Origin of the sequence: Paenibacillus lupini, assembly GCF_011761355.1 — a bacterium.
Lineage (GTDB): Bacteria > Bacillota > Bacilli > Paenibacillales > Paenibacillaceae > Pristimantibacillus > Pristimantibacillus lupini.
Window position 1 is genome coordinate 26,917 of sequence record NZ_JAASRW010000004.1, and the last position, 24,851, is coordinate 51,767.

Consider the following 24,851-nt stretch of genomic DNA (forward strand, 5'->3'; position numbering starts at 1 on the left):
AGCTAAGCTAATGCTTACGAAGCAAGAATTGCTTCACAATTCTTTTAGGGAGGTTCAAATTCTTGATAAACAGTTCATCTAGCAGCAACTTGCAGCGTCAAATGCATCGAATCAGCAGAAACTGGGGCTTGTACCTGCTCCTCTTGCCGGCTGTCGTTCTGCTGCTTTGTTTTACTTATAAGCCGATGTACGGGGTTATTATCGCGTTTAAAGATTTCAAGCCGGCGCTTGGTATTATGGACAGTCCATGGGTAGGCTTCAAATACTTCGAAAAGTTTTTTCACTCCTACCAATTCTCGGTCACCATTAAGAACACGATATTTATCAGCTTGTACAGCTTCGTAACGTTTCCGCTTCCGATTATATTCGCGATTCTTGTGAATCAGCTGCGGGCGAACCGGTTCAAACGGGTGTTCCAGACGGTCACCTATATGCCGCATTTCATTTCTACCATCGTTATTGTTGGACTTATGATGATTCTGCTGTCGCCTGGGAACGGGCTGATCGGCAGCATCTACCGCTTGTTTGGCGCTGAAGCGCCTAACCTGATGGGATCGGCCAGCATGTTCAGCAGTCTGTATGTATGGTCTGATGTTTGGCAGCATACCGGATGGGACAGCATTATTTATCTCGCGGCTCTTGCTTCGGTAAGTCCAAGCTTGTATGAAGCAGCAACAGTCGATGGGGCAAGCCGGTGGCAGAAAATCCGGTACATCGATATTCCGATGCTTATTCCGACAGCTGTAACGTTATTGATTCTGCGAATCGGCGGATTGCTTGGTGTAGGCTTCGAAAAGGCATACCTGCTGCAAAACAATTTGAATATATCCGGCAGCGAGGTTATCTCGACCTATGTGTATAAGATCGGATTACTCAGCTCCCAATACAGCTTCTCAGCGGCAATTAATCTATTTAATACCGTTATTAATTTCACACTGCTGATTCTGGTCAACTATATATCGAAAAAGTATTCCGAGAACAGTCTCTGGTAAGCAAATGCTTACGAAGTATGAATTGCTACGCAATTCATTTTAAAAGGAGGTCAAACAGCTATGGAGGCTGCAACGAAATTAACTCTGCAACCGAAGAAATTAGGCAACAGCGATAAGATCATGGAGACGATGCTCTACATTTGGGCTATTCTTGTACTTATTATTGTCTTATATCCGCTTTACTTTATTATTATCGCATCCTTCAGTGATCCTTCGGCTGTCGGAAGCGGGCAGGTATGGGTCATCCCGAAAGGGTTTACACTCGATGGTTATAAGGAATTACTGAATCATTCGAATATTTGGGTCGGCTACCGAAACACGATCATCTATACGGTTGTTGGCACCTTGATCGGGCTTGTCGTCAACATTTCTGCCGGCTATGCCTTGTCGAGGAAGGATCTTGTCGGACGTAAGTTTTTATCGCTATTCTTCATCTTCACAATGTTCTTCAATGGGGGGCTTGTACCAACATTCCTGACCATTCGTGATTTCCATATGTATGATACATTTTGGGTTATGGTACTGCCATTCTCCGTTGCCGTGTTCGATATTATCGTGGCGCGTACGTTCTTCCGGACGGGAATTCCGACGGAATTATGGGAAGCGGCGCAAATTGATGGCTGCGGTAATCTTCGCTTTTATGCTCAAATGGTATTGCCGCTCTCGAAGCCTATTATTGCTGTGCTGGCATTATGGTTTGCAGTTGGCCAATGGAATTCTTACTTCAATGCGCTTATCTATTTGCAGAACAAGAATCTGTATCCACTGCAGTTGATTCTAAGGGATATACTGGTGACAAATCAGATGCAGACCGCGCTTGGGACGGGAGAAGCTGCTCAAATCGCATTGCGGCTTGCCAACTTGCTTCGCTATTCCGTTATTATCGTCGCTACGGTTCCGATCATGTGCATCTACCCGTTTGTGCAAAAGCACTTTAATAAGGGGGTGATGATCGGCGCCGTGAAGGAATAGCTGTTGCTGCGGGATCGTCAAGTTAATGCACTTATCATGTTATAAGGGGAGTTAGACATGACAATGAATATCAATTCGAAGAGCTATACGAGAAAAATGCTGTCGAGCCTGGCCTTGGTTTCCATATTGGGCACAACGGTGCTTGCAGGCTGCAGCAGTGATAAGGATAACACTAATGCACCTTCTAATAGCACGGGGAATGCCGCATCAGACAGCAACTTCCATCAGGAAGGCATGCCGATCGTCGACAAGCCGGTGACGTTGGACGTCCTGACCATTCGTTGGGGTAACATGGGTGACACTTTTACGAAGAACACTTGGCTGCAGGAGCTGGAGAAAAACTCGAACGTGAAGATCAATTGGCAGATCATATCCTCCAGTGATTGGGATGCTCAGAAATCGGTTATGCTGGCAAGCGGCAAGCTGCCGGATATGATTATTGGTGACATTGCATTTGGGGATTCTGATATCGTGAACAACCTTAGTATTTTCCGTCCGCTGGACGATTACATTGATAAATATATGCCGAATCTGAAGGCGGCTATGGCTGAGACGCCGGAGCTGAAGAAGCTGAGCACGTTCCCGGACGGCAAGATCTATTCGCTGCCTGCAAGACTGCCATCACGTCCTTACTCCTCTGTGCAGCCGGTCATTAACAAACAGTGGCTGGACAAATTGGGACTGAAGGCGCCGGAAACACTGGATGAGCTGTACAACGTTCTGAAAGCATTCAAGGAAAAAGATCCGAACGGCAACGGCAAGGCCGATGAAATTCCTTATGCAGATTCGAAGGATATAGATATGAATCTGCTTGCCCCATTCGGCATTACGGATATCCGCGGCAACCATATGGTGCTGAAGGACGGTAAGCCGGAGTACTTCCCAACATCGGAAGAATATAAAGAGGGGATCGCATGGACGAATAAATTGTATTCGGAAGGCTTGATTGATAAAGAAACGTTCACACAGGACGATACGATGCTGACAGCGAAACGACAAAATCCGGACGCTGCTCTGATCGGGTTCTCGTATCAATGGACACCGGACGCTGTATTTGGCCAATGGAGCAAGCAATATGAGACGATCGCACCGATTACTGGACCGGACGGGAAGAAATATCAGATTGGCGATCCGAATGGCATGAGCTTCCGCCGCAATGAGGTGCTGATTACAACCTCTAACGAACATCCTGAGGTAGCTGCACGTTGGGCAGATGAGTTCTACACCGGCGAAGCGAGTATCCAGAACTTCTGGGGAGCAATTGGCACTACGATTGAGAAAAACGCCGACGGCACCTATACCCTTATGGATCCGCCGGACGGCACAAGCGCAGACGCATGGTACTGGGATGGCTCTCTACGGGATTTTGGACCAAAATACGCAAGTCCTGAATTCGAGAAGAGTATCAAGCTGGATCCTGCAAGCGGCGATGGTCTGAAGCTGCAGCTCGACAGCCTAGGCAAGGACTATGTCACTACGCCATTCCCGGATGTAATGTATACGGTTGAGGAGTATGCCGAGCTGCCGACACTCCTTACAGATATCGAAAGCTACATTAAGAGTACACGCGCCAAATGGGTGACCAAGGGCGGCATCGACCAAGAGTGGGATGCTTATGTGAAGAAGCTGAACGATATGGGCCTTGCTAAGCTGATCAAAATCTACGATGACGCATACAACCGCTATATGAACGTTCAATAACAGCATGGGATTCTAGGCGTATGCTTACGAAGTAAGAATTATCGCAAAGAACGCACTAATTCTTTTTAGGAGGAACCAAATATGAATAACCATTTACGAGTAACGGTATGGAATGAGAACCGCCATGAGCAGACGAATCCGAAGGCGAAGGAGATTTATCCGGACGGTATCCATAAAGCGATCGCACGTTTCTTAACAGAAGCGGGAATGGATGCTGGGACGGCGACACTTGATGAACCAGAGCATGGCTTGACCGATGAGAAGCTGGCGAGTACGGATGTGCTTATTTGGTGGGGGCATCTCGCTCACGACGAAGTGCAGGATGAGATCGTCAGCAAGGTGCAGCAGCGTGTGCTGGATGGCATGGGGCTAATTGTTCTTCACTCCGGTCATTATTCTAAAATATTCAAAGCACTGATGGGAACGAGCTGCAGCTTGAAATGGCGGGAAGCCGATGAGAAGGAGCGCCTCTGGGTTGTTGCGCCAAGTCATCCGATTGCTGAAGGAATCGGCGAATATATTGAACTGCCTGAAGAGGAAATGTACGGCGAGCATTTTGATATTCCTGCGCCGGATGAGCTAATCTTCACAAGCTGGTTCGAGGGTGGCGAGATCTTCCGCAGCGGCTGTGCGTATACACGTGGCAGCGGCAAGGTGTTCTATTTCAGACCCGGCCATGAAACATACCCAACCTATCATAACCCGGCAATTCAGCGCGTCATCGTAAACGCAGCGAAGTGGGCGCAGCCTGTGAAGCGGGAGCTTCCTATTCGCGGGAATGTGCAGCCACTTGAGCAGATTGGTGCTGCTATAAGATAAGGGGCTGGTAGCGAGCTTAGTAGAGTCATAGGGAGAGTTGGGGATATATGAAAAAGTTTCGAATCGGATTGATTGGTCTTGGCGGTATGTCGCATTCGCATATCAGGTGGATGGCGGAAGAAGGCCGTTATGAGATTGTTGCGGTAAGCGATGTGAATGAGGCGGCATTAACGGAAAGAGGCGAGCAGCTCGGCATTCCGACTGGCAAAAGATACGGCGATTTCGTCCAGCTAATTGGTGATCCAGACGTAGATGCAGTCGTATCGGTGACGCCAAATAACGTTCACGCGGATATCGTTCGCGCCTGTCTGCATGCAGGAAAGCCGTTTCTAGCGGAGAAACCGTTTACCCGTGTCTTCGAGGAGGCATCCGAGCTGCTGGGGCTGTATGAACAGCAGCCGGTAAGCGGCATGGTCGGATTCAGCTACCGCTACACACCGGCTTTCCGCTATGCTCGGGAGCTAGTGCGGGAGGGAAGGCTTGGCATGGTGCGAAGCTTCTCGATCCAATACTTGCAGGGCTGGGGAGCGGTATCAAACCATACGCCTTATATTTGGCGGTTTAATAAAGACATTACCGGTACAGGTACGCTTGGTGATCTAGGCTCACATATGATCGACTTGGCTCGGTTCCTTTTCGGAGAGTTTAAGGAGCTGTCGGCACAAATGCGCACGCTCGTTCCTGAGCGTCCGGATCCGGCGACTGGCCAAATGGTGAAGATCGAGGTTGACGATTTCGTTAGCTTCCAAGCAAGAATGTCTGGGGATGAGGTTGGTATCTTCCAATCATCCCGTAATGCAATTGGCTCAGGCAATCAGCATGAAGTATCGATCTACGGTGATGCGGGGACGCTGCACGCGTCAACGCTGAATCCGGATCAGATTATTTGGATCCGCGAGGAAGCGCCGGGCCAGTTGGCGAAAGTAGTCATCGACGTACCGGAGCGGTGCAAAGTATCCCAGTACGGCGACTTCTTGTCGCTGCTTGATGGCACAGCTGCGGAGAGCCTTCCGGGCTTCATGGACGGCTACCGCAATCAAGAGGTGCTCGATGCGGTCATTCGCTCAAGCGAGGAAAAGCGATCGATTGAGTTATAAGAGTTAAGAGGTGAAGGCCCCAGCAAATGATCCTATTTGCTGGGGTTTTTATTCGTTTACAATGAGGCCACCTACAGAGACGGAAATAAAAATTGTTCGACTTCTTTTTCTATAACCTGTAAAATTTTGGTCAAAGGAAGCGGGGGAGAGCAGTTGAAAATAGAACGTTTACTTGGGATTACGATGATCTTATTAAGCCAGCGGCGGGTTAACGCTCAGACTTTGGCGGATAAATTTGAAGTCTCGCTGCGGACCATTTATCGCGATCTGGAGACGATTAATACGGCAGGAATTCCTATCGTGTCCTACACCGGCACAGATGGGGGCTATGAGATTATGGAGCAGTTCCGAATCGATCGGCAAATCGTAACCTTTGAAGATCTGCAGTCTATTCTGATTGCTTTAAGAGGCGTTCAGGCCTCATTAGATGATAGAGAGATGGATAGCTTGTTAACCAAGATTAAAGCATTAGTAGCAAGATCTGAGCAGCATCAGATGGAAGAGCTTGGTGATACCTTGATGTTCGATACAAATCTTTGGCATGGCGGAGGATTAAAGGATAAGTCTATGCTTACTTCGCTTCGGCAGGCGGCCAAAAACCGGAATGTCGTCACTTTTCTCTATACCAATTCAGAAGGAATAGGTGAACAGCGGGAGGTTGAGCCAATAGGGCTGGCGTGGAAGGGTTATGCCTGGTATTTATACGCTTATTGCCAGCTGAGAGGCGATTACCGGACATTTAGGCTCTCCAGAATGAGTGGTCTGAGGATTCTTTTAGAGCTATTTAAAAGCCGGGGAATTCGTATGGAAGAGCTTGATGCTCGTTGGGGGAATAAGGAGTCAGGTCCTTTGCTGCATCTATTATTACGATTCACATCTCGAATGAGAGTACGGGCAGAGGAGGCTTTTGGACTGGATAAGGTCGAGAACCTGGTGGACGGATCTCTGCTGGTGAGAGTCAGCTATCCGGATAATCACTGGACGTATGGCATGCTGTTAAGCTATGGACCGGATGTTCAGGTGCTGGAGCCTGTATTAGTAGCTGACAGGGTGAAAAACATGGCAAAACAAATCTATAACCATTACATAGCAACAGATGATAAAATAGTTTAGTTCTATGGTGCACGCATCAACAATGGAAAATAGAAAGGTGGTTCTAAGCGATGACGCATGAACCGCAATTGAATACAGACAGCAGGTTGAGTCCATACGCTGCTTCTGTGGATATGCAGCAAAAGCTATATAAAAGGTCGCTACTCATCGTTGTACTGTCGCAAATCTTTGGTGGTGCAGGACTTGCCGCAGGTGTGACTGTCGGGGCGCTTCTAGCGCAGGATATGCTGGGATCGGAAAGTCTTGCTGGTGTTCCTTCCGCTTTATTCACTCTTGGTTCAGCAGCAGCTGCCATGCTGGTTGGGCGTCTTTCGCAGCAATACGGGCGGAGGCTTGGACTTTCTGCTGGTTTTTTTACAGGAGGGATAGGAGCACTTGGTGTTATATTAGCAGCAGTTAATAATAGTGTGTGGCTCTTGTTTATCTCTTTTGTTATTTATGGAGCGGGAACGGCAACCAACCTGCAGGCTCGTTATGCGGGAACAGATTTGGCGAGGCCGGATCAGCGGGCCAAGTCGATTAGTATTGCTATGGTCTCTACTACTTTAGGAGCCGTGGCCGGTCCTAATCTGGTAGATGTAACGGGTGATTTTGCAACTTCCGTTGGCGTACCGGCACTCGCGGGTCCATTTATGCTGGGGGCAGCAGCTTTTATTCTTGCGGGCTTGGTCTTCTTTATTTTCCTCCGCCCAGATCCGTTTATAGTGGCCAAAGCCATACACGATGCCCAATCCGTCGCTCAGGGTCAGGCTGTTAATGAGGCTAATAAGATTCGTAAAGGCAGCAATAAAGGCTTGATTGTTGGAGCGGCTGTTATGATTCTGACTCAAATTGTGATGGTTGCCATTATGACGATGACACCTATTCATATGAAGCATCACGGACATAGCTTGGGTGATGTAGGATTAGTCATTGGCATTCATATTGGATTCATGTATTTTCCTTCTCTGATTACAGGTGTTCTTGCGGATAAAATGGGCCGTACAGCGATGTCCATTGCTTCTGGCGTAGTACTGCTCTCAGCAGGTCTTGTTGCCGCCGCGGCTCCTCCAGATTCGATGGTTGTACTTATTATTGCTTTAGCTTTGCTTGGGCTTGGCTGGAACTTTGGCCTAATTAGCGGGACGGCGATCATCGTTGATTCAGCAGATCCGGTCACCCGTGCCAAAACGCAAGGAACAATCGATGTACTCGTTGCCTTGTCCGGCGCCTCAGGTGGAGTGCTGTCTGGCATGGTTGTATCATCTACCAGCTATGCAACGCTGTCGCTTGGCGGTGGAGCACTTGCATTGTTGCTTATACCGGTCATTATTTGGTCGAGACGAAAGTCCTGAAGAAAAAGAAGGGAGCTGTCCCATAAGTCATTTAAATGACTATGGGGCAGCTCCTTTATATTATTTACAACGATAAGACCCTCACAGGGTCTTATGATTAATGATTTCACTGAACTACCACTGTATAAAGCCCCAGCAGGGTCTTATTGCACCTCTAGGTGTTCAAAGCAGCTTAGTTTTCTACCAATATTAAAAAAATAAAACCCTCGCAAGGTCTTATTAATACTAGTTTTATCTAACGATCACTATATAAAGCCCTGGCAGGGTCTTATAGGATGTAACTATCCTTTTTGTAATCTAAGCAGCGGTAGTAATCATCCACATAATGCCGAATTTATCTTCGATTTGTCCGAAGAGGGCTCCCCAGAACGCTGGCTCTAACGGACATTTTACAACGCCGCCTTCGGCCAGCTTATTGAAAGCATCACGGGCTTCGGCTTCCGTCCCAAATTCTAGACTCAAATTAATGGCATTCCCCCGGATCACCGGCTCGAATACAGCATCGGACATGAGGAAGGTAACTCCTCCGGCGATCATACTTAGGTTTACGACTTTGTCCTTCAATTGTTCGTTCGCTTCGGGAAGCTGTCCATGCGTCATAATTGATAAAATCTCCCCGCCGAGCGCCTCTGTGTAGAACTCCGCTTGAGCTCTTGCATCCTCTGAAATCAAATAAGTAGTGTGTCTAGCCATCTTCCTAACATCCTCTCATCACTTGAATTGGACTGTTAACTCAGTCTCTATAAGGACAACGAACGGGAATTAACGAAATCGACAGGTTCCGAAAAAAAATTTAGTTTTTAGATTTGACTGAAAAAATAGATTCTGTTATGCTTCTTAAACGTAATGATTACGATTAAAGGAAGTGAGGGAATAAGATGAGTATGACTAAAATTCCGGTAACGGTATTGAGCGGTTATTTGGGAGCAGGCAAAACAACGGTGCTGAACCATGTGCTGAATAACCGGCAGGGCTTGAAGGTTGCTGTTATCGTTAATGACTTGAGCGAGGTTAATATCGATGCGGCGCTTATTAAGGATGGAGGAGGACTCTCGCGGACAGATGAGAAGCTCGTAGAGATGTCTAATGGCTGTATCTGCTGTACGCTGCGAGAGGATTTGCTTCGTGAGGTCGAGAGGCTGGCTGAAGATGGCCGGTTTGATTATATTCTGATCGAGTCGACAGGTGTAGGAGAACCGGTTCCTGTTGCACAAACCTTTACATACATCGACGAAGAGCAGGGCATCGACTTATCGAGGATGTGCAGGCTTGACTGTATGGTAACGGTTGTTGATGCTTATCGGTTCTGGCATGACTTCTCCTCGGGGGATTCTTTGCTGGCAAGAAGCCAGGCAGTTGGCGAAGACGATACACGCGAAGTTGCCGATCTGCTCATCGATCAGATTGAATTCTGTGATGTGCTGCTGCTTAATAAATGCGACATGATTGACCCGGATGAGCTTGGGCAGTTGGAGGCAGTCATTAGGAAGCTGCAGCCCCGAGCCAAGCTGATCAAGACGGTGAAGGGTCAGGTTGATCCTGTAGAAATCTTAAATACCGGTTTGTTCAACTTTGATGAAGCAAGTCAATCCGCGGGATGGCTGAAGGAATTGGACAAGCCGGTTCATACTCCGGAGACGGAAGAGTACGGGATTGCTTCATTCGTCTACGAAAGAAGCAGACCGTTCCATCCGAGCCGGTTGATGAAGTGGTTTAAGGATTGGCCCATTGAAGTGGTTCGTGCAAAAGGAATCATGTGGATCGCTACGCGTAACGATATCGGTCATAGTATCAGTCAAGCAGGACCATCTATCCAGTTTGGACCTTCAGGTTACTGGATTGCCGCACTGCCGCCGGATGAACAGAAGCTGTACCTGCAAGAGGAGCCTGAATTATTAGCGGGCTGGTCGCCGGAATTTGGAGACCGGATCAATAAAGTGGTGTTTATCGGTATTCAGATGGACCAGGAGAGGATGACAGCTTGTCTTGATGATTGTCTGTTGACCGACTCGGAGATGAAGCGGGACTGGAATTCATTCCGTGATCCATTGCCTAAGCCTGTAGAAATGTGTGAATTAACGGCCCATTAGAGCAGTAATGAGCGGCAGTCATCTGACTGCCGCTCAATGATACTAACTAACTTAGGATGGTTGCCTCCATTCCCAAGCCATACTTCAGCGGCGGATGAGATTTGCGTTAAGACAAAGTAAAGCTTAGTAATGATCCGTTTGCTGCTGGAAGCCGGTTAGCCGTTGAATCATTCGTAATAAAGCCTAGCCGGATCGTACTGCCCGAGCTTAAGCCCAGCGAAGACAGTGGAATCGCGAGCTCGATAACCGTATCATTGCGGATGAACTGGGCTGTGGTAATCGTAGAGGCAAGGCTCCAAGTCCAGCCGTTGTTTATTCCGCTGTACGCGAATAAGTTTTGATTTTCGAGCATGGTATCAACACCGCCGGCTGCCCAGTTGGCTGGATTGTAGCCTGTCGAGGTGTTGTTGTCTGTATTCAAGTAGAATTGGCTTTTGGTATTGAGGCCACTGCCTTGAATAAGCAGGTACAGATTAGTGCTGTCGTTCTTTGCTTTCATAGCAGTGATCGTTCCGCCTGCACTACTGTTCAACGCCGATACTGCTCCCCAATCGCTTGCGCTGCCATCAATGGTGATCGTGGTAGACGCTTGTGGGGTGGCGTTGACGGCAGTTGTTTTAGCAGATTCATTGCTGCTTGTATCAACGGCACTAACCTGGAACGAATAAGAGGTGCCGTTGGTCAATCCTGTTGCTGTGTAGGTAGTCCCTGAGATAAGCGTTGTATTTAGCTTCGTTGTTCCTCGGTAAAGGTTATAGCCCTGCAGGTCGGAATCGGTGTTAGCCGACCAGGAAAGGGTAACCTGACTGCTCCCTGCGGATGCAGTTAGTCCCGTTGGTACAGCTGGTGGCGTCGTATCCGGTGTTGTTCCGCCTCCACCTGTTCCGCTACTGCCTAGTGTATAGCTTGGCAATATGCCTCCGCTGCCAGGCAATCTATTAACTGTCGAGTCGTTACTGATATAGCCTGCACGAATCGTGCTGCCATTCGTGAGACTCAGCGTGGAAAGAGGGATAGACAGCTCGACGACATTGTTGTTCCGCTGGAATTCGGAGGTGCTGAGCGTACGGACGTTGGTCCACGACCAGCCTGCCCCCGTATTGTGGTACACAATATTGTTCTCGATCATGTATTCGGCGCCGCTTTCAACACCGGAAGCAGTCCAGCCTGCGGCGTTGTAACCGGTCAATCTATTGTTATCCGTGTCGAGGAACAGCTGTCCCTTGACGTTCAGGTTATTGCCTTGGACAAGCAGATACAACTGGCTTGTTGTATTGGCTGCTTTCAAAGCCTGAACATCGGAAGTACTGGTAGCAAGAGCGGTGACGCCGTTCCAATCAGAAGCTGATCCATCGATCGTTATGACAGTTGTGGACGTACCTGTTGGGGTGACGGACACGGAAGAGCTTAGTGAAGATTCCAAACCGGCACTGTTCACAGCGGATACCTGGAAGCTATAAGCTGTACCGTTCGTTAATCCGGTATTGGTGTAGGAGGTTCCGGTAATTAAAGCACCATTAACCTTCACACCATTCCGGTATACGTTATACCCTGAAATATTGGCGCCTGTACTAGCTGTCCAGTTCAGTGCTGCTTGGCCGCTGCCAGCAGTGGCCGTAAGTCCAGTTGGCGCTGGTGGCGCAACAGGTGCGGCAGGTGTCACAGATACAGCTGTGCTTAGTGACGACTGGACGCCGCTCGTATTGACGGCAGCAACCTGGAAGCTGTAGCTGGTGCCATTTGTTAGTCCTGTTGCCGTATAAGAAGGGCTTGTGACGAGCGAGCTGTTGATCTTCGTTCCACCCCGGTAAACGTTATAGCCTGCGAGATTAGTCTCTGAATTTGGGCCCCAGCTTAAAAGGGCCTGCCCATTGCCCGGCGATGCAGTTAGACCACTTGGCGTACTTGGGACCGCAGGTGCGCCTGGAACGGTGAACTTGATGGACTGACCGCCAAAGTTGGCTGTCCGGAACCACATCCATATTTCTTGCCCGGCTAGCGCACCTCCGAAAATATAATCCGAGTCAAACATTAGCTCTACCGAGTTACCGGACTGTTTCGCAATGACCGGCCAGCCGTTGTTGCCGACTGTTGTAGTTGGGAACTTGAACACATCGCCCTGCCCGCTTACATGTGGGGCAAGATACACTTTGTTCATGTTCTCGAAGTAGATGCGGGAATCAGGGGTAATTGGCCAGGATACGCCTTGCCAGCCTGTAGTCCCTTTTTTGTCATAATCGAAATAGAGCATTTCGCCCTGCATATTTAATGCGGATAACGAATCGATCTTCATGAGGAATTTGTCACCAGCAAACTTGGTGTATACCTTCGTAATCCCTTTGGCGTTGCTGCCGGCAGGATCGCTGTAGATTGGCGTTTCACTTGCCCAGTCGTTGAACTGGCCGTCAATGTTGAATCCGCCGTACAAATCGGTTGGGTGCATACCGGTGAGGGAGGAAGAAGGCTGGCCGCTGGCATCTAACCAATTCTTAGCGTCGTGGTACATAGTGGAGAAAGCAGTAGCGCCGCTGACATCATAGCCCATGTAGTGGCTGTTGCTTACAATTTCGTTCATCCATTTGTTTGTGCTCGTTGATGGGATTGTAAAGTCACAAATGATGATGTTGAAGCCGTCCGACTGATTCGCCTGAGCGTTCATGTAGTCTTTCCAGAAGCCTCCGAAGTTGTCACGGCTGCGGTAAGTAGGTGAGGCGGGGTTAGTATTCCAGTTGTCTGCGAAAGCCGGGTTCTCATCATAGAACTTGGAGCCTGAAGTAATGTAGGGGTTAAAATACCAGGATTCTGTCAGGAAAATGTTAATCGCATGCCGGTAGCGCTCGGCGAATTGGGAGGTTCCTTCATCCGGGTTGAAATACCAGTAGCCGCGGTTTGCAGCCACGATTTTAGTCGGGTCAACGGCTTTTACCGCTTCAACCAGCTCGACCATCCCTTTGGCCGTAAAACCAAAGTTGCCGCGTGGTCCCCAGGAGGTTGTTGGACCGGCGCCGCCAATGGGATCAGGTGTATCAACGGTGTCGAGGAATACGCCGTCATATCCGGCATCATGCTCCAGCTTATCGGTCATAAAAGTAATGAGTTTTTTCCACGTTGGGTCTCCACCGTTAATATAGCCGCCCCCGTAGGTTTTGTTCTTGTCAGGAACGCCATCTCCGTTCTTCCAATACCCGCCGTACATATAACGGGTATCGTTGATCCACGTCCCTTGCTGATCCAGATACCAGGGCATAAGACCGTTATTACTCCAACTGAGCAGATTGCCTGTGGAGGAATAATCGTTTGCAATAGATATACCGGTATAACTGTTGTATCCGGAATTAGCAGTCCCATCCGGTGTTGCTCCACCCTCGACGTTAATATAGCTGCCGGAGCTGTTGTAGTTCCATGGATTAGGGCCATGCAAAGGTCCACTTGGTCCGCTGTAATTCGCTGGAAGCAAGCCAACATCCTTGCCGTTCTGGATCGTCATGTCACCGGTAAAACCAGTGAATACGCTGGAGGTGGCGAGTTCCCCGACTGACATATAAGCGAGCACGATCACATCATCAGTGGTGCCAAGGATGCCGTCAACACCTCGTTTTACTTCGTTCACTTGATTTGGGGTAAACGTCTCGAAGTAGAACTGATTATTCGCGACGTTAATAATGCGGATGGTCGGCTCAAGGATAACAAGATCATAGGTTTTCAAGGAATCCAGCTGTGTCTGGGTGGCGGTGTTAGTGCCGTACCAGATCATTACCCGGCTGTATTCGCTCAGTCCGGGTACCTTTCCGTACAGCGGATCTTTTCCTATTGCCGCATGAGCGGTTGGCGTAAGAGATGGGACTTTGAAGGCGGGAAATAGCAGTAGAAGTACGAGTGAAACAGCGAGCATTCGTCTAGCCAAACGATAAAAGGCTGTAGGCAAAATAGTCACTCCCTTTTCTCATTAAATGCTTAATCAGATCAGAAAATTCCGAATATTCACCACCTTAAGGTCTGATATATTTGGCGCAAATTTTATGTATATATAATCAAATAGTAAACAAACGCATTACGCCAACGACGCCATTATAATCCAGCGTAATAGCGAATACAACAAGAAGTTTTCGACTTTCACTAGAAGCTAAATGATTTAAGAAAAGGATTAAGGAGGTTAATTATTTTAGGGACAAAGGGAATCCTGTGATTTAATTTGCCGCAAATATATTTAAATATTTTCCTAAATTATATTGAATTTTGCGTAAACATTAACTAGAATATGTGACAATGAGCGCCTCGCGCTTAAACGGAAGAAGGAGGCAGTATCTGCAAAGGGTCATGTTCAGGGGAGTTCATTCCAGGTATCACTTCAAAGGCAAGCGATATAAGAAGGGATGGGGAAACGATGGGCAATGGTTGGACTGTGGGGAGAAAGACAGCCTTGGCTGCAATGGCGCTGATGATTGGGGTGCTGCCAAATGCAGGAATACCGACTGTGACAGCAGCGGCATCTGATGCAAGTTCGTACGGTAATTTCGAGGATTGGGATGGCGGAGTTACGAATCAGGCAGAAGCAACTAATCGGATGGAACGGATTAAGGCGGTTAATCGGGATGGAAAGCTCTATGTCATGGCAAGCGGACAGGAGATGGATCGCTCCAAGACGCTGTATTTGAATGCCGATAATGATACGTCGACAGGAGCAAATATCGCGGGATGGAAGGATTCAGCTGGAATCGACTACAAGATTGAAGAGCGCGATGTGTATGCTTTCGAGAATGGGGATTGGGTACAGAAGGGTCAGGTGTCGTTGCAGGACAGTGATACAGTTGCGGAATATGAGATTGATCTAGCAGCACTCGCTGCGGCTGATCCTGCTGGCAAGATCAAGGTTGGATTGTTGTCAGATGGTGCGATGCTGCCGGAGCTTGGAGAGCTTATGGTTGCTGTGCAGCCATCCTCATCTGGCGGGGCAGTACAGGAAGCTCCCCCTGCGCCGGCTGATCTGGCGATTGATGGGAATGGTGCCGAATGGGTGGATGTGCCCGAGCTGCTGCGCAGCGCGGATGGGAAAACAACAGTGAAATATGCGGTGTCAGCGGATGCTTTACATATGCTGATTGAGGGGCGTATCGATAATGGCGAGTTCCCTGATTTGTGGGAGCATCTGCTGATTGATGTCGACCGTAAACCGGCAACTGGAACGGCCATGTGGGCATGGGCAAACACGCTTGGCTCGGAATACCTCGTTCAGTCAGGTTTACTCTATCAGGCGAATGGCAGCGGCGGCTGGCAGGAGGCGGTTACCGATTTAAGTTATGCCCGTTCAGGAACAGGAGATGCCAAAACGATTGAATGGAGTCTGCCGCTTGCGGATTTAGGTGTAGAGGATACGAAAGCCGTTCACGTTGCTTTCCTGAGCAATAATTACGCCATGCCAGATCCAGCAGGTGATCCCGCTGAGATCAGTCTTGTTGCGAAGCCACAATTATCCGTTGATGGCGACACATCGGATTGGGCCGGTATTCAGCCGCTTACGGTAACGGCTGACGGGCTGACTACAGTGAAGACTTATGTGGCGGATGGGCAGTTGTATGCACTCATTGATGGCCGAATTGATAATGCGGAGTTTCCAAGTTTGTGGGAGCATCTGTTCCTCGATACCGATAAGAATCCTGCTACCGGCACCTCCAGCTGGGCTTGGGCAGGTAAGCTTGGTGCTGAATATTTGGTGCAGACCGCTATCCTATATGCTTCGAATGGAAGCGGCAGCTGGGATCAGACCGATACCGTATTTCCTTATATCAGCACCGGAACAGGCGATCATAAAGTGATCGAATGGTCGGTGCCGCTGAGTAGGCTTGGCATTGATGATGAGCAGTCCATTCATGCCGGATTCCTGAGTAACAGCTATGTCTCCCCTGAAGCGAATGGTGATCCTGCTGTTATCCCTTTGCGCAGCAGTGATTCTATTATTACCGTTGACGGAGATGACAGCGATTGGAGTGAGGTGGAGATTGGTGCCTCTGCAAGTGGTGCGCCGTACCTGCTGGATGCTGTTCAGGATGAACAGAAGCTGTATATCCGGGTGAAGGGGCAGAACCTGGATTTGCGCAGCGTTTATTATTTGAATACAGACGGAGATGCAGCAACTGGTGCGACGGCTGGTCTGTGGGCTGAAGAAGGCTTTGATTACAAAATCGACCGTGGCAACTTGTATAAATACCAGCAGCAGGATGGAGATTGGGAAGAGAAGGGACCGGTCTATTTGGCCGCATCGGACGACTCCCTCGAAATTAATGTTTATCTGGATGAGATGGGTCTTGCTGCGCCAGCCCCAATTAAGCTGGGCTTCGTAAACCGTGAGATGCTTCAGCTCCCGCTTGGCGGTACTTCACCGCTGACCGTAGATAAGACGGTTCAAACGCATGCGGATTCTGGTGTGTTTTATCCGCGACAAAGCTTCGAGCTGTTGAATAACCCTTATATGGGTTGGGTAGCTTGGGCGAAGGATTCATCGAAGCCGGATGGAACGCCATATCCTCAGCAGCACAGTCTGGTGTACGCGGGTATAACATGGCGTGAGCTGGAACCGGTGAAAGGTCAGTTTGACTGGGAAGCCATTGAACAGAAGTATCAATTCAACTATTGGGCTTCGCAGGGCAAACGGATCAATCTGCGAATTGTGCTGGATACGCCAACTTCAGATCCAGCGCATAAGGATATTCCGGATTGGCTGTATGATGAGCTGGCTGCCGAGGGGGATGCCGGAACCTGGTATGATACGCAAGAAGTAGGCTCGGGCTTTAGTCCAAACTACAATAGTTCAACGCTTCTTGCTGAACATGAGCGGATGATCGCTAAGGTTGCGCAGCGCTACGACACAGATGAGCGGATTGCTTACGTTCAGCTCGGAAGTCTAGGTCACTGGGGAGAGTGGCATACTTGGCCAAGCGGCTCGGGCGTATTCCCTAAGCTGAGTATATCGGATCAATATGTTCAGCATTATTTGAATGCTTTCACCCACAAGCAGATTGGCATGAGAAAGCCGTTCCCGATCGCAAGCGAGCAGCAAACGGGGTTGTTTAACGATGTGTTTGGCATCAAATCCAGCACGGATGAATGGGTTGGCTGGACCCAAAATGGCTGGGCGGGTATTGGCGAGTCCCTGGATAATCCGGCAGATGCTGCAGCCCAGCAGGCTGCATCTGCTATGCCGGACTTCTGGAAGTATGCGTATTCGGGCGGCGAATTTGCCAATGGTAATCCGGAGAGCTGGCTGACGGATGATGCGATTATGGAGTCGCTGCGCCAGTTGAGGGTCAGCCATACGTCATGGCTTGGGCCATCTTCACCAGCACGTACGGCGTATGGCACAGAGATTCAATCCAATATCGAGACGATGCAAAAAATGATGGGCTACCGCTATGTTATAGAAGCGATTAAGCATGTGGGATCGGTTCCGCGTGGTGCATCAGCCGATGTGGAAACCGTTATAAATAATAAAGGTGTTGCACCGTTCTATCAAGATTGGAAGCTGGAATACAGCCTTGCTGCGACGGATGGAACCGTTGTGTACAAACAGCAGCAGGATACGGATTTACGCACGCTGCTGCCGGGCAGGTATGTTCTTAGCAACAAAATTAATGTGCCTAATTCACTTGCTGCAGGCAGCTATAAACTGCTGATTGCTGTAATTGATCCAGCAACGAATGCACCTGGAATGAAGCTGGCGATTGATGGGGAGCGCTCTGATGGCCGGTATGAAGTAGGCAGTTTGAACGTAACTGGTTCTACATCGAGCGGTGGAAACGGCAGTACGCCTTCAAAGCCAACGCCGGTTCCAGAAGATAACAGTGTGCCAAACCACAAGACATATACGGATGTGCCAAGCAGCCATTGGGCAGCCAAGGCGATTCAGGAGCTGGCTGCGAAGAAGATTATGAATGGCGTTGATGCGGATCGGTTTGCACCAAACCGCTCCGTCACGCGTGCGGAATTCGCCGCTATTTTGGCCAGAATACCGGGAATTGGGGTAAGTGAAGGAAGTGATGTGGTTATTCCGTTTAAGGATGTTCCGGCTAATGCCTGGTATACGCAGGAGTTGGCTGATGTATTAGCTGCTGGTTTGATTAATGGTTATGGTGATACCTTCAAGCCGGAAGCAGGGATTACACGCGAGGAGCTTGCTGTCTTGGCTGTTCGAGCCGTTGAGAAGGCGGCGGCAGAAGCTGGCATTGTTTTGGAACTGAACGGTGAGGGTAACGCAGAACCATATACAGATAACGACAGCATTAGTGGTTGGGCAGAGGATGGTGTACGTCAGGCCCGTCAGCTTGGTTTGCTGCTTGGTGACACCAAAGGCAGTTTCCGTCCGCAGGACAGTGTATCACGTGCGGAAGCTGCGGTTATGGTGGTTCGGTTATTGGGATTACTGCCGAAATAAAGGTTGGCGGGAGACTGTCTGGGATGCCAGGCAGTCTCTTTTTTTGCCTTAAAGTTTAATGTAAGGAAAATCCAGTAATTTATTTGATCTATTTGATTTAATTTTGGCGCAAATATTTTATTAAAAACTTTAAACAAATATGCCTAATTGCCAATTCTTATTAGCTAAAACCCGAATGAAAAATACTGTTAACCCGCGTTATAACTGAAAAAACTCAAATCAAAATATTTGGCGCAAAATAATAAAATATTTTACCCAAAAATTGTTGACTTGTTGTGAAGGCTGCGTTATTATCAGATCATGTAAAACGATTGCTCCCCATACCGGTAATGAATTGGAGCATATTTGGCGCAAAATTATTGATGGAGAGTGTAGACATGGAGAAACTGAGAATGGCATTTATCGGCGTTGGAGATATGGGCTCGCATCATTGTATCGGCTTTGATCTGCTGCCGGATTGCAAAGTGAACTATATCTGCGATATGAACCAGGCGAACGTTGACCGTACGCTGGCGGAACTGAAGAACAGCAGTCCGGTTATCCTGACTGACTATAAGGAGCTTTTACATAAAGAAGATATTGATGCGGTTGTGATCAGCGTACCGAATTACATGCACCGGGAGGTGGCAGTTGCTTTCCTCGAAGCTGGCAAGCATGTGTTCCTGGAGAAGCCGGTTGCACACACTTTGGAAGATTGTAATGCCATTATTGAAGCAGCCGAAGCGAATAACCGGATCCTGCAGATCGGTCTCGTCTATCGCTACTCCAATGTTTATCGCAGAATGGCTGAGGAGCTGGAACGGGGACGTCTTGGCGATGTGAAGCTGATGTGGTGCAAAGAATTCCGCGATCCGTTCCCCCCAACGGAATGGTTTTATGACAAGAACAAGTCGGGCGGTGCGCTGGTTGAGAAGGATTGCCATCACTTTGATATTTTCAACTGGATGATTGGTTCGAAGCCGCTTCGGGTGTTCGCAACTGGCGGACAGCATGTGATGAAGCAGGGTCAGCCGAATATGATTACAAATTCGTACAGCCATTATCCGCCTAAGCCAATTGAAGATGTCTCGATCGTGGATCATGCCTGGGTAACCATTGAATATGAGAATGGAAGCAAGGCGAATCTGGGGTTGTGCATGTACCTGAAGCCCCGCAATTTGATGGGGGACGGCCTGGAGATTGGACTAATCGGGGAAAATGGCGGCCAGATGGTTGCGAAGAATGATAAGACGATCGATATTGTCGGCGGGCAGAATTTCACCCGTGATCATCTGGATATCGATGTAACTTCCGATTCGATTATGGGAGGACATACCGGCGGTCAGACGCAGCGAATTGAATTTGTTAAGAGTGTTAAAGAAGGCTCGCAGCCTTTTGCTTCCGCTTATATAGGCCGAGATGCACTGCTGATTGCATTGGCGGCAGAGAAATCGATTGTAGAAGAACGCTATGTATATGTGAATGAACTAATGAAGTAAGGGGTGCCGGGATGAAAAACAAGCTGAGACAGTATGATACACTCGTTTTCTTCTTATTTATATCCCCTTGGATAATCGGTTTCTCGCTCTTTTTTCTTGTTCCTTTTGGTACTTCTGTGTTTTATGCGTTTACTGATGCCAGGCTGCCGGGAGCGGTGGACTACAACTTCGTTGGGTTATCTAACTTTGTGGATATGTTCAACAATCCGATCTTCAGCAAAAGCCTTCAAAACACCGGCTATTTCGTTATTGTTGGTGTGCCCGTCGTAACGGCCGGAATGCTGCTGATAGCTTTACTGCTTAATATGAACGTCAAAGGCATCGCCCTTTACCGGACCTTCTATTACTTACCTACCCTTGTACCGATTGTGGCAACCGTCATTATATGGCGGCTCGTGTTCAACTCGGAATTCGGCATTCTGAATGCAGGCCTTGCGAAGCTTGGAATTGGCAAGACCGATTGGATGGGGAGTGAGGGGTTAATTAAGCCGGTTATCATTTTGCTGCAGGTGTGGATATCGGGGAGTGGGGTGCTAATCTTCCTGGCGGCTCTGAAAAATGTGCCAAAACATCTGTATGAAGCGGTGCTCATCGATGGAGCGAACAAGGTTCAGTCCTTCTTCCGTGTGACGCTGCCGATGATCAGCCCTTCTATCCTATTCGTTGTCATTATTCAAACGATGTATAACTTCCAGATGTTTACCGAAGCGCTGCTGCTGACGAAGGGCGGACCCAATTATGCGGCCTACACCTTTGTCTACAACATCTACAAGTCAGCATTTACGGATTTGAAATTCAGCATGGCGATGACGCAATCGATCTTCCTGTTTGCGCTGATCTCACTTGTCACCTTTGTGCTTATGAAGTTGTCCAAACGGTTTGTCTACTATGAAGGCGAGAAATAAGGGGGGGATCACGATGAGTCAGTCTAACCGTATAGTGAAGCAAACTGGCAAATACGTCCTGCTTACAGCCGCCTTGGTGTTGTTCGCTGGACCACTCGTATGGATGCTGTCAACAATGATGAAGACAAAGGCTGAGACGTATAAGGTTCCTCCAACGATTTTGCCGGAGTCGCTTAACTTCGAAGCTTTCCAGAGATTGTTTGATGTACAGCCGCTTATGTGGAGATGGATCCAAAATTCCTTCACTATATCAGCTCTTATTGTTATTGGTGCGGTACTGTCGAGCTCCATTGTAGCTTACGGTTTCTCGCGCTTTTCGACCAAATACAAAGATCGGCTATTCCCAATCGTCTTAATGACGCTAATGATTCCGCCGTCTATCCTGATGATCCCGTCTTACGTGTTATTTACGAAGTTGCATTGGGTAGATACTTGGCTGCCGCTTATCGTTCCAGCATGGCTCGGCGGCGCGTACTACATCTTCTTGTTCCGGCAATTTTTCATGACGATCCCGCAGGAGCTGGATGAAGCGACTTACCTTGACGGAGGGAACCGCTGGACGGTGTTTACGAGAGTCATTATGCCGCTGTCCAAACCCATTGTTGTTACAACCGTTATCTTTGCTTTTGTGAATTCATGGCTCGATTTTCTTGGACCATTCCTTTACATCAAGAGTAATGATATGTTCACCCTCAGCGTTGGTCTGCAGATGCTTATCGGCCAGACGAGCCAGGATTTCCCTGCGCTTGCCGCAGGGGCATTCATCAGCATTGTGCCGATTGGTCTCTTGTTCCTGTTCGCACAACGCTACATCGTGGAAGGGGTGGTGCTCACGGGTTCGAAGGGTTAGGCGAACTGCATGGGTAGACATAAGATGATCAGTGACTGCTGTTTTCAAATTAATCTAAAGGGGAACTGGATATGAAAACGAACAGAAAATGGTTATTGGGTCTTTTTACGCTGGTATTATCAATGGTATTTATCATTTCCGGCTGCGGCAGCAACAATAATAGTAACTCTAATGCAAGCCCAAGCACAGCGGCAAACGCAGAGAAGAGCGATAACGGCAGCGCTGAGCAGACAGAGAAGCCTGCAGAGCCCGTGACCATTACCTACTCGCAGTGGGGAACAGCGGAAGAGCTGCAACGGACGCAGGAGCTACTGAACAAATTCATGGAGGCTAATCCGAACATTACCGTGAAGCTGGAAGGCAAAGACTGGGGCAGCTACTGGGACGGCTTGACGGCAAATGCAGCTGGCGGTACATTGCCTGACGTATTCAAAACGAGCTATGCGTTTATTGAGAAATACGCTGAGCTTGGCATCTTCAAAGAGCTGGACGGTTTACTTGCGGACAACGGCTTTGAACTGAGCAATATTGACGAAAGCTTACTTGGATTACATAAATATGGCGGCAAGCAGGTATCTCTTCCGATTGATGCAAACGTGATTGTCTGGTACTACGATAAAGCGATGTTTGCCGATCCGGCGAAAAATCCAAAAGGTGCAGCAGTTCCTTCCCTTGAGCCAACTTGGACTGAAATCCTGGACATTGCAACGAAGATGACCCTGGACAAAAACGGCAAAAACCCTGGTGAAGACGGCTTTGATGCCGACAATGTCGTGCAATGGGGTATGTCCGTATCACCTGGTTCGACGATGGATTGGTTCCTTGAGCCAGAGCTGTGGTCGAATGGAGCGAAGCTTGTGAACGATGATGGTTCCCTTGCTCTTAATACTCCTGAAGCCCGTGAAGTACTGGACTTCTTTATTGATGCAACGAAGAAACATATCAATACGACCCCAGCACAGATCGAGGGTCTTGGTGGTCAAGTAAACCTGGGTATTACTACAGGCAAAGTAGCGATGAACCCAGGCGGCAGCTGGAACACAACCAACTTCCAAGAAGCAAAAGTGGATTACGGTATTACGTACCTGCCGAAGTTCAAAGAAAATAAAACGGTTGTACAGCCAGCCGGCATGGCGATCTCGCATAATACGAAGCATGAAGAAGCGGCTTACACACTGCTCGCATGGCTCGCTGGTCCAGAAGGTCAATCGGAGCTTGCGAAGCAAGGTTATTCGATCCCAGCGAATAAAGCAGCGTCCGATGCTTACATTGCTAAAGTAGGCGAAGCAAATAAAATCTTCCTTGATGCGCAGCAGTTCGGTATCATCTCTCCGTTTACTGTGAAGAAAACGGATCTGGTATGGACATACGGTGAGCAATCGCTCAAAAATCCGCTTGCAGGCGACGGTGACGTGGATGCGGCTATCAAGGATCTAGAGTCGAAACTGAAATAAACCAGGTACATGGTACAACAGGGGAAGAGGCGTTTTGATCGCTTCTTTCCCTTTTTTGCTTAAGCTAAGAAGCTTGAAACGGCGGTGTTTCTTGACTATTGAAGGATAGCGCTATACAATGGATTTGCCGCAACTTTTCGCAACTTTTTGAGAGTTGCCGCAATTATATAGAGCATATATTCGATATAGGAATAGAGAGGAACGTATGATGGCCAAGTTGAAGGACATTGCAGAGCAGGTTGGGGTATCGATCTCGACGGTATCGCGAGTAATGAAGAATGATTCGACCCGTTCCGTGAGCGAAGAGACCCGCAGAAGAATTTGGGAAGCTGCGGAGAAGCTCGGCTACAAGGCGAACCGTTCCGAGAAAAGCAGCAAATCCGATGCCAAGCTGATGGTTCATATCGGCTGCGTCGTTGCTATTCCTCAGAATAAATATAATAATCCTTATTTCTCGGTTATTCTGGAAGGCATTGAGAAAGCATTGACGGAAACCGGCCTCCGGCTGGAGTTTGTATACAGTATCGAGAACCAGGCGGATATTCAGCAGCTGCAAGCGCTGGTGAAGGAGCATCGGATTGACGGCATGATTATTGTCGAGCGAATTGATGCGGATGCTTACCAGTGGATCAAGCAAAATGTAAGAGCTATTGTTGGTGTAGATTTGGCGGATCGGAGTATTCCGGTTGTCTGCTATGACCGTGAGGCTGCGGCGAAGGAAGCTGTGCAGCATCTGATCAAGCAAGGTCATAAACAGATCGGATATATCGGCGGCCCGGAGCTGAATGATCCTTTCCGTATGGAGAAGCGGTTCCTTGGCTACAAGAGTGCGATGCATGAAGCGGGCCTTGAGCTGAATGACAACTGGATTATTGATGTGAAGTGGGATGTATCTCTCAGCTATGAGCTGACCAAGCAGGCGTTCGAGAAAAAAGGTTATTCGCCAACTGCTATATTTGCAGCCAGCGATATGATGGCGATCGCTGCCATGCGTGCGGCTTCGGAGCGGGGGCTTCGTATTCCGGAGGATATTGCCGTCGTTGGCATTGATAATATCGAGATCTCTGAATTCACATCACCTCCGCTGACAACGGTTCATGTTCCGAAGATCGAGATGGGGATGTACGCTGTAAAGCTGCTGCTCGACTACTTGGATGGTCAATACTCGCTGCCAGTGCGCATGACGATTCCGTATCGAATGATCTGCCGCCGCTCTTCGGAGTCGCAGCAGGTCACGATTAACTTGAAATAAACAATAAGAGCTGTCTCAACAGTCATTAGTTATGACTGTTGAGACAGCTCTTTTTTATTTGAGGTTAAATCCTCCTCACTCCCACCGCAGACTGTATATTATCCAACGTAATGGTGCGTCCGGGCCGAGTAGCTAAAGTTACATTGGAATTCCTCCAGCAGAATCAGCTTATTTATCTGAAAGTAGCTTATTGTGGCGAAAGTTACTGGATAGAATCCAACATTATGCGCAATAGCCGGCAATGGAGCTGAGTTACGTTGGATGAACTCCAATGTAGCTGATGCTCAGGTGATAGCATTAAGAATAGGTACCCCTCAACCAACCCTGCCGCAGACTGTATATTATCCAACGTAATGGTGCGTCCGGGCC

At 48.6% G+C, this 24,851-nt stretch carries 16 protein-coding genes; 14 read left to right on the top strand and 2 right to left on the bottom strand.

All coding sequences use genetic code 11. From position 1 onward, the window contains the following. Positions 1 to 101 precede the first annotated feature (101 nt). The 7 genes from FHS17_RS13605 to FHS17_RS13635 all read left to right on the top strand — a co-directional run bounded on the left by FHS17_RS13605 (position 102) and on the right by FHS17_RS13635 (position 8,028). The gene (locus FHS17_RS13605) at positions 102 to 992 is read left to right on the top strand and encodes an ABC transporter permease (RefSeq protein WP_167279486.1); all 891 of its coding nucleotides are present in this window, start codon (positions 102 to 104) and stop codon (positions 990 to 992) included. Positions 993 to 1,052: 60 nt separating this feature from the next. Next, positions 1,053 to 1,964, top strand: a complete 912-nt coding sequence (locus tag FHS17_RS13610) for a carbohydrate ABC transporter permease (RefSeq protein WP_167278970.1) — start codon at positions 1,053 to 1,055, stop codon at positions 1,962 to 1,964. A gap of 96 nt (positions 1,965 to 2,060) precedes the next feature. Continuing rightward, positions 2,061 to 3,665, top strand: coding sequence for an extracellular solute-binding protein (locus FHS17_RS13615; protein ID WP_415639824.1), 1,605 nt, complete (start codon positions 2,061 to 2,063; stop codon positions 3,663 to 3,665). 81 nt (positions 3,666 to 3,746) lie between these two features. Beyond that, a complete protein-coding gene (locus FHS17_RS13620; protein WP_167278971.1) occupies positions 3,747 to 4,484 on the top strand; it encodes a ThuA domain-containing protein in 738 nt (245 codons plus the stop codon). A 47-nt stretch (positions 4,485 to 4,531) separates the two neighbouring features. Then, positions 4,532 to 5,581: a Gfo/Idh/MocA family protein gene (locus tag FHS17_RS13625; RefSeq protein ID WP_167278972.1), complete on the top strand. Its 1,050-nt coding sequence runs from the start codon at positions 4,532 to 4,534 to the stop codon at positions 5,579 to 5,581. A gap of 153 nt (positions 5,582 to 5,734) precedes the next feature. Next, positions 5,735 to 6,694 carry a helix-turn-helix transcriptional regulator gene (locus FHS17_RS13630; RefSeq protein ID WP_167278973.1) on the top strand — a complete coding sequence of 320 codons (960 nt, stop codon included), beginning with the start codon at positions 5,735 to 5,737 and terminating at the stop codon, positions 6,692 to 6,694. Positions 6,695 to 6,744: 50 nt separating this feature from the next. Beyond that, positions 6,745 to 8,028 carry an MFS transporter gene (locus tag FHS17_RS13635; RefSeq protein WP_167278974.1) on the top strand — a complete coding sequence of 428 codons (1,284 nt, stop codon included), beginning with the start codon at positions 6,745 to 6,747 and terminating at the stop codon, positions 8,026 to 8,028. Positions 8,029 to 8,325: 297 nt separating this feature from the next. On the opposite strand, the gene FHS17_RS13640 is transcribed toward FHS17_RS13635, so the two are convergent. Continuing rightward, entirely contained in the window at positions 8,326 to 8,721 is a 396-nt protein-coding gene (locus FHS17_RS13640; RefSeq protein WP_167278975.1) for a VOC family protein, read from the bottom strand. 185 nt (positions 8,722 to 8,906) lie between these two features. Here FHS17_RS13640 and FHS17_RS13645 point away from each other — a divergent pair, with 185 nt between their 5' ends. Next, the gene (locus FHS17_RS13645; protein WP_279590356.1) at positions 8,907 to 10,118 is read left to right on the top strand and encodes a GTP-binding protein; all 1,212 of its coding nucleotides are present in this window, start codon (positions 8,907 to 8,909) and stop codon (positions 10,116 to 10,118) included. A gap of 106 nt (positions 10,119 to 10,224) precedes the next feature. On the opposite strand, the gene FHS17_RS13650 is transcribed toward FHS17_RS13645, so the two are convergent. Further along, positions 10,225 to 14,043 (bottom strand): fibronectin type III domain-containing protein, encoded by a 3,819-nt coding sequence (locus tag FHS17_RS13650; RefSeq protein ID WP_167278976.1) that lies wholly within the window; start codon positions 14,041 to 14,043, stop codon positions 10,225 to 10,227. A 459-nt stretch (positions 14,044 to 14,502) separates the two neighbouring features. On the opposite strand from FHS17_RS13650, the gene FHS17_RS13655 reads away from it, so the two are divergent. The 6 genes from FHS17_RS13655 to FHS17_RS13680 all read left to right on the top strand — a co-directional run bounded on the left by FHS17_RS13655 (position 14,503) and on the right by FHS17_RS13680 (position 24,482). Further along, positions 14,503 to 18,543, top strand: a complete 4,041-nt coding sequence (locus FHS17_RS13655; RefSeq protein WP_167278977.1) for an S-layer homology domain-containing protein — start codon at positions 14,503 to 14,505, stop codon at positions 18,541 to 18,543. Between the two features lie 377 nt (positions 18,544 to 18,920). Continuing rightward, positions 18,921 to 20,021, top strand: coding sequence for a Gfo/Idh/MocA family protein (locus FHS17_RS13660; RefSeq protein ID WP_167278978.1), 1,101 nt, complete (start codon positions 18,921 to 18,923; stop codon positions 20,019 to 20,021). Between the two features lie 11 nt (positions 20,022 to 20,032). Beyond that, positions 20,033 to 20,926 (top strand): carbohydrate ABC transporter permease, encoded by an 894-nt coding sequence (locus FHS17_RS13665; RefSeq protein ID WP_167278979.1) that lies wholly within the window; start codon positions 20,033 to 20,035, stop codon positions 20,924 to 20,926. A gap of 13 nt (positions 20,927 to 20,939) precedes the next feature. Beyond that, positions 20,940 to 21,776 (top strand): carbohydrate ABC transporter permease, encoded by an 837-nt coding sequence (locus FHS17_RS13670; RefSeq protein ID WP_167278980.1) that lies wholly within the window; start codon positions 20,940 to 20,942, stop codon positions 21,774 to 21,776. Positions 21,777 to 21,847: 71 nt separating this feature from the next. Then, the gene (locus tag FHS17_RS13675) at positions 21,848 to 23,230 is read left to right on the top strand and encodes an ABC transporter substrate-binding protein (RefSeq protein WP_167278981.1); all 1,383 of its coding nucleotides are present in this window, start codon (positions 21,848 to 21,850) and stop codon (positions 23,228 to 23,230) included. A 205-nt stretch (positions 23,231 to 23,435) separates the two neighbouring features. Then, entirely contained in the window at positions 23,436 to 24,482 is a 1,047-nt protein-coding gene (locus FHS17_RS13680; protein WP_167278982.1) for a LacI family DNA-binding transcriptional regulator, read from the top strand. The last annotated feature ends 369 nt before the right edge of the window (positions 24,483 to 24,851 follow it).